The 12,797-nt window shown below is 68.5% G+C and carries 5 protein-coding genes; 1 reads left to right on the top strand and 4 read right to left on the bottom strand.

Annotated elements, in window-relative coordinates; genetic code table 11:
* Window positions 1–639: 639 nt before the first annotated feature.
* Entirely contained in the window at window positions 640–3,096 is a 2,457-nt protein-coding gene (locus ABT115_RS23330; protein ID WP_351793072.1) for a DEAD/DEAH box helicase, read from the top strand.
* A 554-nt stretch (window positions 3,097–3,650) separates the two neighbouring features.
* Here ABT115_RS23330 and ABT115_RS23325 read toward each other — a convergent pair.
* From ABT115_RS23325 to ABT115_RS23310, 4 genes are read right to left on the bottom strand one after another with little or no spacing between them, the layout of a single operon-like run.
* Window positions 3,651–4,718: a phospholipase D-like domain-containing protein gene (locus ABT115_RS23325; RefSeq protein ID WP_351793069.1), complete on the bottom strand. Its 1,068-nt coding sequence runs from the start codon at window positions 4,716–4,718 to the stop codon at window positions 3,651–3,653.
* Complete coding sequence (locus ABT115_RS23320) at window positions 4,715–6,526, bottom strand: DUF8724 domain-containing protein (protein ID WP_351793067.1); 1,812 nt, start codon at window positions 6,524–6,526, stop codon at window positions 4,715–4,717. Before ABT115_RS23320 ends, ABT115_RS23325 begins: the two co-directional genes overlap by 4 nt.
* Complete coding sequence (locus ABT115_RS23315; protein ID WP_351793064.1) at window positions 6,510–10,073, bottom strand: helicase-related protein; 3,564 nt, start codon at window positions 10,071–10,073, stop codon at window positions 6,510–6,512. Before ABT115_RS23315 ends, ABT115_RS23320 begins: the two co-directional genes overlap by 17 nt.
* Window positions 10,070–12,478 carry a DISARM anti-phage system protein DrmE domain-containing protein gene (locus tag ABT115_RS23310; RefSeq protein ID WP_351793061.1) on the bottom strand — a complete coding sequence of 803 codons (2,409 nt, stop codon included), beginning with the start codon at window positions 12,476–12,478 and terminating at the stop codon, window positions 10,070–10,072. Before ABT115_RS23310 ends, ABT115_RS23315 begins: the two co-directional genes overlap by 4 nt.
* Window positions 12,479–12,797 lie beyond the last annotated feature (319 nt).

Raw genomic sequence — 12,797 nt, 5'->3', positions numbered from 1 at the left:
AGCCAGCCGGCGAAGCCGGCAGGGCGGGAGCGCAGCGGACGCCCCGTCAACTCCGCGGAGCGGGTATCCAAGCGCTGCACGCTTGGCAGGGACGGAATTCGCTTCGCGAATTCTTAAAGGCGCTGCGCGCCTTTCATAAACCGCTGCGCGGTTTATGAAAATTCCCGCTTTGCGGGAATTAGATTTCCGCTGCGCTCCAATCCTGAAGGCAAGTCAATTCCGCTTCGCGGAGTTGACGGGGCGTCCGCTGCGCTCCCGCCCTGCCGGCTTCGCCGGCTGGCTACGGCAGAGGGTTGGTGGTGCATCAACTCTGCCACCGGGTGGGATCCCGAAGCGGTGAGTACCACCCCCCGGGGTCGGCCCTCACGCCTTCCCCACTCGCGGTGTCGAGCGAGACGCTAAGACGCCCAGCCGTCTACTGACGGAAAGTCACCTGCCTCCCGGACGGCAAGGATCATGCGGTCGATGACTCGCCCTCTCTGCAATGTAGCACGCTGGTCGACCACCGTGGGGTTGAAACAGGACGGCTGTCGACCGATGTGATGCATCATCATACGTCTGCATCGTGCATCAAGTGATGCACGGGTAGCATCACGAGTGGACAACTACCCTCTCCTCTTGATTTGGAGACCTCTCATCATGGTCGGTGAAATTCCGCTCTACCCACATCAGGCCGAAGCGGTCGACGCCATTGTCTCAGGGTTGGAAATCCGGCCTGGGCAACGGATTCCGAATAATGGCCTGCGCGGTCAGGTGCACGCGGCGTGCGGAACGGGCAAGACGTTCATTGCTGCTGGGGCCGCGCAGCGAATTTCTCCTCATGGGCGAGTTCTGGTTCTTCTTCCAACGTTGGAGTTGCTTGCGCAGACGGTGCGGGAGTGGCGGGCTTTCGGGCGTTCGGGGCCGATGGTGGCGGTGTGCTCGATGGATGACGACCCGCGTCTGTACGACCTGCGGGTGCCCTCGACGACGAACGCCCCGCAGCTGGCGCTGCACTACGGCAGTGGGCCGGTGACGGTGTTCGCGACGTACTCCTCGCTGCCGGTGCTGACCGAGGCTCATGAGGGTGCCTACGGGCTTCCCATGGACGTGTGGGACCTGGTCTGTGTGGACGAGGCCCACAGGACTAGCGGTTCGCTCGGGAAGGCGTGGGCGGTCGTCCACGACCAAGAGCAGCTTCCGGCGATGCGCCGGCTGTATCTGACGGCGACGCCGCGGATCTGGGTGGAGCGGCCGCGGCCCCGCTGGAGTCGGCAGGGCGACGGGCCGGCGCCGTTGGACCGGCTGCCGAAGGAGATGGCCTGCTCGATGTCGGACGAGAGGATCTACGGGCCGATTCTCTGGGCGATGGATCTCTCGGATGCGATCGCGCGGGGGTTGCTGGCGCGGTATCAGATTGTGGTGGTGGAGCTGCGGGACGAGCGGCTGACGCTGGAGAAGCTGTACGGCGAGGAGCGGTTCGAGGAGCACGTGCGGGGTGAGCGCCTGGCAGTGCTTCAGGCCGCTCTGCTGGAGACGATGGCGGAGCACGGGCTTGAGCGGTGTATCACCTTCCACCACCGGACGGTCGAGGCGCAGGCTTTTGCTGTCGGGTTGGGGCGGGTCGCGGGGCGGCTGCACGCGGCTGATCCGGGGCGGCATCCGGAGGAGGTGTGGGCGGGGTGGCTGTCGGGTGAGCACGAGCCGGAGATGCGGGCGCAGGAGCTGTATCAGTTCGGGGGGCGGGCCGGGCGGGCGGTGATGTCGAATTGCCGGGTTCTCGGTGAGGGGGTCGACTGCCCGAGTGTGGATTCCGTCGCTCTTATCGACCCGAAGGGGTCGGCGGTGGATATCGTCCAGGCTATTGGTCGGGCGCTGCGGCAGAAGCCTGGTCAGGATAAATTGGCGACGCTGATTGTTCCTGTTTTTCTTGGTCCGGATGAAACTCCGGAAGATATGCCTTATTCGGCTTCGTATCGGCCTCTTTTGAAGGTTCTTTCGGGGTTGCGTGCGCATGATGAGCGTGCGGTGGAAATGCTGGCGATTCCGTCGGAGGACCTGCATCGGACGAAGCCGGTGTCGTGGTGGCTTGGTGAGGCGCCGGAGAGTGACGACGAGGAGGAGCAGCGGTTGCTGCTGCGGTTCGGGGTGCATCGTGACCCGGTGTTGGTGGCGCGGATGGTGGAGTACAACCTGATCGAGCCGGAGCATGCGAACTGGCGTGCGGGGCACCGGGCGGCGGTGGCGTACCGGGAGCGGGAGGGTGCTCTCGCGGTTCCGTACAACTGGGTCGAGGGTGGCGACGGGCACGGTGAGGGCGGGTTTCCGCTGGGGCGGTGGCTGTCGGATCAGCGCCGCGCGATGCGGGCCGGGACCATGCTGCCCGAGCGGGCGGAGGACCTGGAGGCGCTGGATGTCGTGTGGGATCCGGCGGACGCTGCGTGGGAGGAGAGCCTCGGTGCGGCGAGGGCTTACTTCGAGGCGTACGGGACGCTCGCCGCTCCGGTGACCGCCACGATGATGGACCGGCCTATCGGGCAGTGGCTGGCCAACGCCCGGAAGAAGAACGGGCTCGGGAAGGATCAGGCGCGGGCGTCGCGGCGTGCGGCAGCACTGGCCGCGATCGATCCGGACTGGAACCCGGCGTGGCCGGTGGACTGGCAGAGGCACTACGCCGCTCTGAGGGGTGTTATGGCCCCGGGGAGCGTGCTCGGGTACGTGGAGCCCGGGGCGATGGTGAACGGGCTGGATGTGGGTCGGTGGCTGGTCGCCCAGCAGGACGGGTGGGAGCAGCTGGCTGACGGGCAGCGCGAGCGCCTGGTTCAGCTCGGTGTCCGGCCGCCGGAGAAGCCGGCCGCCGTCCCGACGCGGCCACGCCGGGCGTCGGGTGGGGCGCGGGCCGGGGCATTCGAGCGGGGGATCGCAGCGCTGGCCCAGTACACCGCGCGGGAGGGGACGGTGGTGGTATCGCGGTCCTGGTCCGAGGAGTTGCCCGACGGAACGTCGGTCCGGCTCGGTGTATGGCTGTCGAACGTGAAGAGCCGGCGGGCCACGCTCACCGTCGAACAGTGCGAGCAGCTGGCCGGCCTCGGGCTGGAATGGGCGAAGGCCGCATGAACGGCGACGGCATCGAGGCGGGGCGCATCCGGGCGGCGGGTCGCCGGGCATGCGCGCCGGCGGGCATGCGCGCCGGCGGGCATGCGCGCCGGCGGGCATGCGCGCCGGCGGGCGTGGGCGGAGGCCGAGGCGGTACTCGGCGCCGTGCTGGGCGACCCGGAGGTGCGGCGGATCGGGCCCTGGAGGAGGAGCGCCGTGCCGGGGCAGATCTTGAGGGCGAGTTGAAGATGTTGCAGCAGCGGTGCGCGTACGCGGTTCGTACGGGCGATGTGGCTCTGCTCGCCGGGATCTGTCCGGAAGACACGGACGGTGAGGGCGGATCTGCGTGCTGGACGCGGGGCACGAGGACCGGGCACGAGGACCGGGCCCCGCCCTGAGGCACCATGCCGGAGGTGCCTATCGCCTGGATCGGCAACGCACCGGACGATGACTGAACCGGCCTGATGCCAGGGGCGGAGCCGCCAGCATCAGGCCGTGCGGCCCGGCCGTAGTCCGGGGACCGAACCTGCCTTCGCGCACGGGCATGGAGGGAGCGTAGGGCCTCGTGTGGCCAACTACCCGGTGCCTTCGGTTTCGCCGTCGTCTGCCCGGGCACCGCCTGCTGTCGGCACGTTTGCGTAGTCGACGCCGGGAAAGAGCCGGATGCGGCTCTCATCGACGCGGACTCTGGCTGGCCGCGGAGCGTCGTCCGAGAGGCGGCACAGGACGTCCGCTTCACGGCGGCCGTCCCTGGTGGTGTGCCAGGATCGCAACTGGCCGAAGCGCCGTTTCCCGTCGGCGGTCTCCAAGAGGACGAGCGGGTCCGGTGCACGTCCCGGCCCCTTGGTGACCTGGGCGAAGAAGCCTTCCTGGCGCAGCCGGGTGCACAAGTCCACCAGTGACGATGCTTGTGTGCTTCCCAGTTCCATGCCGATCTCGAAGTGCTCTTGAAGACCGAGGGAGGACAGGTTCGCGCTGCCGAAGTAGCCGGTGGCACGGTCGGCGACCACGAACTTGGCGTGCATCATGCCGGGGTTGGCGCCGGTCCACCAGTACAAGGACGTTCTTCCGTAGTCAGCGCAGTCTTTGACGAGATCGTTGAGGGGTTGGGCCCGGCTGCTTGGGTCGTGGGCGTAGAAGTGGACGGCGACCTGGCGCTCGGCGACGGCGGGCAACAGAACCTCGCGCAGTAGGTCGCAGCCGTGACGGTTCCAGAAGGGGCCGCCGATGTGGAGTTCGCTGTTGGCTCCGGCGATGACGTCCTGGACTAGCAGGTCCAGGCGTCGGACGGGGGGTGCTACCAGGTGGGCGGCGGCTCGCGGGGTGGTGAACACCAAGGGGCGCTCGGATCGTGGTGCTGCGGGCGGTGGGTCAAGGCCGTCCAGGACGTCCAGAAGCACCTGGAGTTGGGAGAGGCGGGCAGGGACGAGCTCTGTGTGCCGGCCTGGGTCCAGTAGGCCGCACTCGGCGGCGAGCTGGCGTACGGCGGTAGCGTGATCGTCTGCGACCCCGTGCTCGCGAAGTGCGTCGAGGGTGTCTGCTCTGGCGATCTGCCGTGTCCATTCGGCGGCTGCCGCGTAGCTGCCCGCGAGGCGCTCTAGTAGCTGGGCGAGCGGGACCAGCGGTCGCAGTTCGTCGGTCATGTGTGGCTCGAGGCGGCGGTGTGGCGGAGGAACTCTGCGGCGAGGCCCCGGTCGAGGTCATCGTTGAACAGCTGGCAGCCGAAGGTGAGGTAGACGCAGCGTTCGCAGCAGCGTGGTGAGGACTGATGGCACAGCGGGTCGTTCTCGCAGCTGAGCACCGAGTCTGCGGTACTTTCCAGCCAGCTGAGCACGCGGTTGCTGAGAAGGGTCCACAGTGATCCGAGGGTGAATTCACGGACGTTGTCGGCGTAGATGGCGACGGTGAGCGCCTTCGTGACGACCCATTCGGCGAGCGTGTTTTCGGCCAGTCCTACTTGGCCGTCGTCCAGGGACCGAAGCAGGAGGTGGCCGAGGGTGTGGATGATCGTGTGTACGGTTGCTGCCGCGCGGGCGGCTTCTGGGTCCTGGTCCGTGAACAGTTCCAGTAGCCGCTGGCGGGCCGCCGATTCGTCTTCGGCCGCCCCGTCAGAAAATCCTTTGGCGTTCAGGAACGACAGGACGGAACGTGCGGAGAAGGTGACCAGGAGGGCTTCGGTGTCCGATGCTGCGACGTAGGCCGGATACTTTCCGTCGTGGTGGTGCTTGTTATGGAAGCCGGTCAGGACTCCCCGCTCGGGCTCGTGCTCTTCTCTGGTGTAGCCGAAGGCGACTCGGGCTACGGGGAACTCCCAGGTGACCGCGATCTCTGCGATCCCCAGGGTGCGGGCCTGCTCGCGGGCGCGTTCCGTGGTCTGCTGGGCCAGCCGGTCCTGGAGCTCGGCGAAGCGTGCACACTGGTCGTCGAGGGTGATGCGCTGTATCTGGGCGGGGTCGAAGACGGCTGCGCGTTCCACGAAGGGGCGGTCTGCACCGAGTAGTTCCCACCGCGCGTTGGCGGCGTCCGTACTGGGCAGAGCCGCCAGGCCGCTCTCCTCGGGGCCCATCACTCTGCGGAGCTGCTCAATGGCCTCCTCCCCCATGTGGATCTGGCGCAGTTGCTGTTCCTTCTGCTGCCATTCCTGCGGGGACAGGCGCGTTACTGAGACGTTCTGGGAGGCGTCGCCGAGGCCTTGGGCCAGGGAGTCGATCAGGTTCAGGTAGTGGGCGGCCGCGATCCGGCCGCGCTGGGGGTGGCGCTGGTACTGCCGGAACTCGGAGTTGTCGATGTTGACGAGTTGGAGGGCGTGGACCTGGTAGGCGCGGGTGTCGTTGAACGTCCTTGCCCGCATCATGGCGCGGCCGGCTGCGTCCTTCCATTCGCAGCCGCAGGGGGACTGCGAGGTGCCCTGGAGCTTCGCGCCGCCGCAGCCTGGGCCGACGCAGCGCCAGAGGGCGGTGACGAAGCTTCCTGTGTTCTCGAACACGATGTGGTCGTAGCCGTGCGCGGGAACACGGCACTTGGGCACGTACATGGGACGGACGCGTCCGCAGTTGTGCGCGTTGAAGTACGGAAGTTGCCGCAGCTGTGCGCCGCAGGTGCGGCACCGGGGGTCGGCCGCCAGTTGCTGGGGCTTCACGTACGTGCGCACGCGGCGGCAGGAGCGGCGGACGCATTCGAGGACGAGGGGGAATACCTCGAAGCGAACGAGGTCGGGGCTGACCAGGACGAAGTTCTGCCGGAGTCGGCCCTGCGGCAGGGGCAAGGCGGCTCTGGCGTCTTCGCTCCAGCGCTCCAGGTAGCGGGAGATCTCGTCGTAGATGACGTCTTCGTTGAGCTTCTTGACCACGTCTCCGTCGACTGCCTGGACCCTGCCGCGTAGTCGCTGTTCGTGGCGGAAGACGGCGCCGGGCAGGAAGGCGGTCATGGCTTGGCTACGGCTGCGGTTCATCCTTGCCTCCCTTACTGCTGTCGGCGGTGTTGGTGGCGAGTGCTTTGAAGGCGTCCTGGCTGCTGGTCAGCGACTGGAAGGCTGTGCTTTTGTCGATGTCGCGGAAGCTGGTGAGCGGCTGTTGGAGGAAGAGGTATGCGGTGCGCGTTTCCTCTGCCCCCTTGTTGAGGTTGGGCCGTTCCTCCTGCCGCCAGGTTTCGATAATGCGCTCAACGAGGTCGTTCTCCAGTCCGCGCCCATTGACGCCCGCGACGCGCTCGCGGTAGCAGGCTGGGATGCGTCGTTCCAGCCAGGGGTCGAGAAGTGGTCGTTGGGCGCTCCACCAGCGCTTGAAGTCTTTGGAGTAGTCGGCTCCTTCCGGTGGTGGCTTCAGCGCGGGGTCACGGGCGGCGTCGTGGAGCAGCGCCAGCACGATGCCGGGCAGAGTGCGTCGGGCTGCGAAGTAGGCGTATTTGTTGACGGGCACGGGGGTGACCATGCGGTCGAGCAGGCGGTGGTAGCTCAGGAAGTTGGAGAACATGGAGCGTTCGCGGCGCGAAACGGGGTCGTAGACGGTGACGACGAGGCCTGCGTGGGTTCGCCCGGCCCGGGCGGTGACCTGGATGTAGTCGGCGGCGGTCGGCGGCATGCCGGCCAGGACCAGGAGGTTGAGGCGCTCGAGGTCCACCCCGTGGCTGAGCACGCTGGTGCCGACCAGGGCGCGCAGTCGCTCTCCTCGCGGGATGTCCAGGTGCTCGCGTTGGACCCGGGCGATGGCCGCGGCGAGCTCGGGGACAGGGACTTCGCCGGTGAGCACCGCGTGCTCGACGCGGTCGAGTCCGGCGTGCTGCAGGTCGTCGGAGAGCTGGCCGAGCTCCTCGTCGAGCTGGGTGCCGTGCTGCTTGCTGTTCACATAGGCCAGGGAGACCTCGTAGGGGAAGAGGAGCCGTGGGAGGTCCGAGTCGGGCAGGCCGCGCAGGGCTAGGCGCTCGCGCAGGGCCTTGGGCTCCTCCTGGAGCCGGGCGATCTCGGTGAGGAGTTCGCCCTGCACGATCGCGGCGACGTCAGCTTTTCGGCGCTTGTGCGGAAGCACTCCGATGTGAACGCGCCGGAAGTCGGGCCGGGTCGTGGTGTAGAAGCTCTCGCCGAGTGTCCATCCCGGCGCGGGGAAGGCACGGGGACGGCGGCCGTAGAGCTGGCGGAGCTGGTCCTGATACTGCTCGATGGTGGCGGAGGCGCCCAGTACCTTGCTGGGCAGGCCACTGCCGGCTCCTGACTGGAGTTCGGCGATCATGCCTTCGTAGTGCGCGTTGAACGCGCCGAGCTCCTCCTTGAGGAGGTGCATCTCGTCCTGCACCGTCAGTGCCGGTACCGGGTCCTTGATCGGGCGGGCCGCCGGGTAGCCGCCTTTCGGCGCAGTGCAATGGTCCCGCCCGGCCGAGCAAACTCCGAAACGCGGGAAGGAGAAGTAGCCATGCTCGGCGCAGCGGTGTCTCGGCCCGTGTTGGAAAGCGGTGAACTCGGGGAACCAGCTGTGCCCCGTGAGCTTGTCGACGGTGGAGATGACGATCGCGGGCAGTGTGCGGTAAACCTCGACGTCGCTCACGTGCAGGGGCAGGATCCGCTCGCAGGCGGCGCACTCGTGATGCAGGCGGACCGCGTCGGTGTCCAGACGCAGCCGTACGCTGTCGCGCTCGCAGTAGGGGCAGGTAATCACGAGCCGGTCGCGCAGATGGTCTTCGGCGAAGGTGCCCGCCCTGGTGGCAGCGGCCTCAGTTTCCCAGCCGCGCCACCAGCCCTGCGGCCAGTGGAGATTGTTTGGGCTGCCCGTCCCGCCGGCCAGGTAGCCGAGCGCGAACGGGTCGTCGTGGGGGGATCCGATCTGGCGTTCGGCGCGAAGCGTCTCGGCCGCGATCAGCATGCGCAGGGTGCGGTCGAGTTGCTGCACGCTGAGCATGCGCAGCGGGAAGCGCAGCCAGGCGGTGACCCCTGCGTGCTTGCCTCGCAGCCGGTCGTAGAACAGGGCCGTGAGGATCAGCCCCAGGTATGCCTCGGTCTTCCCTCCGCCGGCGGGGAACCACAGCACGTCGGTGTGGTCGAGTTCAGCGCGCAGGTCCGCCCGCTGCGGGTGCTCGCGCACGGCGAGGGCCGGCAGGTGGGAGACGATGTAGACCAGCTGGAAGAGCCGCCAACTGTCGTATTTTCGGTGTTTGTTGACGCGGGCGAAGACCTCGTTGGCGAGCTGGAAGGCGAGTTTGAGGTCCGGGTCCAGATCCAGGCACTCGCGGCCGAGGCCGAACCTCCTGGCCTCGTCGTCGAACTGGGCGCGGTCGGCTTCGATGGCCTTGTAGTGCGGCAGTTGCTGGGCGGCACGGCAGGCGGCGGCGAACTCACGGGAGTAGCGGGCCATCGCGACCTCGACGGAGTCCAGGATCGGGGCCGGCTCGTCGGCGAGCTCACTCCACCGCGGGTGCCGCACCCCGGCTTGGCGGGGCACGACGGTGCGTTGGACATGGACGGGCAGGGTCTCCGTCCGCAGACCGCTGCCGTGGGGAACTGCTGCGCAGCCGGTACCGCGACCGATCACCTCCGCCAGCGCCTCCAGCCGGTAGTCGCGGGGGGCGAGGTGGAAGCGCTGGGGCACGATGCTGATGCCGTCTCCGGGAAGAACCGCGAAGCGGCAGTCGTACACGGAGAGGTCCTGCCAGTCGCTCTGTGCCGTGTCGCTTTCGTTATGCAGGGACACGCGTACGAGGTGATCGCCGCCGTCCAAGGCTTGGGCGTGCGCGGACAGCACCAGCTGGGGTGCGCAAGGGGCTGCGTCGCGGTCCATCAGTGCCGCGACATGGCTGTGGAATGCCTCCTCGTCGGCCATGGCCTCCGCAGGGAGCACGTTGCGCCTGCGCCGCCCCTGGCGGCCCTGCGGACCAGCGGTGAGCGGGCGACGGGCCTCGGTGCGGGTGAAGTGCGCATCCACCGCGCGGCGGACCGCCCGGTCCAGCACCTGCTGGGCCTCGCCGAGCACGTGCGGATCGCGTTCGCCTTCCCCGAGCGGCACTTCGATCACCAGGTCGGGCACGTGAACGTCCTGGCGGCGCCAGACGCCCAGCAGCTCTCCCGGCCGGGCCTGTGTACCGGAGGGGCCTTCGTCGCCGCGCAGGTACTCCATGTGTTCGGCGTAGCTGGCGATGTCCTCCAGGTATAGGGCGAATCGGCAGTGGACGGCGAGTTGCGCGGTCCTGCGGCCGGGGGCCGTGCTCACCCGGAAGTCGAGCGCCAGGACCGGGGGCGCCTGTGTGCCGCGCAGGGACTCGACGGGCCGACGGCTCGGGTCGGCCGTCGCCTCGTCTGGTGCCGGCACGTGCCGCGGCGGGACCGCGACAGCGGGCAGCACTCCGACGACGACGTGGTCGCGTGGTGTCCACGGGGGCGTGTGCGGGGCACCGCTGCGGTCGGCGAGCCTGTCGGCGAGGACCTGCGTCAGGTGTTCGATCAGCACCGTCTCCCGCTGGTTGTCGGCAGCGCTGTCGGGGTGCGGCGCTAACGGGTTGTTGCGGGCATCGTTCACGGCGTCTCCTGTGGTGAGCTGCTTGTGCCGCGGGGGCCTGGTACGCGGCCCAGGGCGGCCGCCGACATGCTCTTCTGGCTGCCGACGCGGCGGACGACGACCAGGTCGAATTCCTCGAGGATCTCCGAGACGTCGATCCCGGAGCACAGTGTCTTCAGCTGGCGCAGCGCGGGGCCTTCCATGCCGCGTGCGGCCTCGGTCATTGCCGCCGCCGCGGTGTGGCCCAGCGTCCGATGCAGACGGCGCAGTTCCTCCGCCATGCGGGCCAGGCGCTGCCACGTGCCTCCTGCGGTCAGGCGGGTATCCCGGGCCAGCAGGGCAACCCGGTGGATGTCTTGCGGGTCCTCCGGGGCGATGACGCTGCCATCGGCCCATTTGCTCACCGCCTGCCATGACGAGACCTCGCTCCCGAGGTTGTTCAGGGCTGTGAGCACGTCCGGCCACGACCCTCGCTGCTCGTACACGGCGGTGATGGCCTGGCGGAAGAAGCCGATCATCGTGTCCATGGCGGTCACCTCGGCGCTGTCATGCATCACCATGACGAGCCGGTCGTGGAGTCTGGACTTACCGTCGCCGCGTGCGCGCAGCAGCCGACTGCCGGGGGTGAGCGCGGCCACGGGCACCCTGGCGTAGCGCTGGCCTATGAGGACGTCGACCGGCTCGTCGCTGCGCAGCCAGAGCACCGCCCCTTCGGGTTCGGTGAGCACGGCCGTGGCCGGCACCGGGTCGTCCGCTGCTGTCGTGGCGCTGCGGCCGGGGTCCTCCGGGGTGCCGATGGCTCGGGCCGGAACGTCGTAGTCCTCAAAAAGCGCTGAGAGATCGAGGGCGAGCCAGCTGTCGTGCTGGGGTGAATCCTCTGGTGCGGAGGACGGTCCGGAGAGGTCGACAGGGCCGTACGCGACGGGCAGCGAGGGGGTCGTCGGCTCCGGTACCTCGCCCAGCCTCAGCACTGCGGCCGTCTGGCGTATCTGCTCGTGCCAGCCGCTCAACGCGCGGTCGGCCGAACGCTCCAGCCAGGTGTACTCGCTCTGCTCTACAACGGCGACGTGTTCATCGGCAGCACCGGAGAACAACACGCCGGTGCGTAAAGGCGAGGGGGCACCGAGGTGAAGCTCGAGCCTTGGCGAGGCGTCCCAGGCCAGACGTTCCGCATAGGGCATCACATGCAGAGCACCGGCTCCCCTGCCGGCGGCAGCCCCGGGCTGGGGGGCGAGCAGCAGGCAGTCGGCATCACCGCCGAGTGCGTCGGCCAGCTCCCCGGCGACAGCGGCGGCGGCGGAGCGGGAGCGGGTACGGACAAGAATGGGAGCGCCTGTCCGGCTGGCCCGTGCCCAATCGATCAGCGCAAGCAGCAGGTCCCAGCGCGGGTTGTCGTCGTACAGCAGTTCATACAGGTCCAGCACGCCACGCCGAAGGTCGGGCCATTGAGTCTCGCGGAACAGCCCCCACGGCCCGCCCCGCCCCTCCAATGTCCCTCGGGACACCGACCGGGCCAGCGCCCGTGCGCCGCTGCCGCGCCCCATCAGTACCTGCCAGGTGTCTTGCCTTCCGATCGAACCCCAGCTGCACCACAGCAGGTTGAGCAGACGCACGGCGTCGGCGACCGGCTGCGGCCAGGATTCCGACGCGCGCACACGCCGTGCTGCGACCACGCCCACCACAACCTTCCGGAGAAGCTCGGCGAGCTGCTTGTGGCGGTATACGGCCACGCTCGGCGCGACTGCCGGGCGGTGGGCGAGGAGGGCGTTACTGGTCAGCGGGCCGTACGCGGGGCGGTGCCCGAGGGTGTGCCGCACGTCGGCGCGCAGCGCGGGACTCCACGGCCATTGCGTCCAGGCCCGGCTACCGCCCGGCTGGGTGCCAAGGTCGGCCACGGCTACGACACGGGCGGCGTCGTGCTCGCTTGCCCAGGCCAGCGCGCGCTCCCAGGAATGGTCGTTGGCCATGCTGGTGCGGTCGATGACGACGGTGCCGACGCTAGTGCCCAGCGAGGGCCTGCCGAGTGCGGTGTTGAGGTAGAACAGTCCCGAGGGTGAGTCGACGGCCCTCGTGATCTTTCCCTGGAGGTCGACGACCCGGCCGTCACCGCGAATTCTCTGCATGCGCAGGGCTCGCGAGAGGTTCTGCCGGCCGATCGCGAGCTGTGCCAGCCGTACGGTGACGTTGGTGCGCAGTCCGACAACGACCACCGGCCCGACAGGGACCGGGCAGGGTGATCCGCCGGTCAGCTCTGCCCCGCGCCGTATGAGCTGGAGGTAGATCCCGATCAGCACGGCCAGGTCGTGCCGCCCGCGCGGGAGGGCCAGGTAGACGCTGCGTTGATCACTCGACAACGCGCGCAACAACAGGGTCAGGGTGGCACGATCCAGCGGGCCGAGATCAACGGTATGGCCGCGGTCGGTCATGCGAAGGGCCTGCACGCGCTCGAAGAAGTCAGCGGGACCTGCGTCAGGAGGGACGAGGCAGTCCAAATATGTCACGCGCGTCATCACCCACCTGGTATCCCCCCGCTACCTGCCGTTACAGTAACGCACATTGACAGGCCGTCACCTGCTCCAGCCCAACCCGAGGGTGGTGGATCCGGGTTCGGACCACCGGGGGCGTACACATGAACGAAAAGTCAGGAGCGGGCCTCCCTTTGGTCTCGCTTCTCGAGGCCGGGCCGGCGCCAGTGGAGTGGAGCCGGATCGCCGAGCACGAGTCATGGCGCAAGGAGTTGCACCG

This window comes from Streptomyces sp. NPDC001832, from assembly GCF_040297265.1.
GTDB lineage: Bacteria > Actinomycetota > Actinomycetes > Streptomycetales > Streptomycetaceae > Streptomyces.
This window is presented reverse-complemented; position numbering and strand designations above follow the sequence as displayed.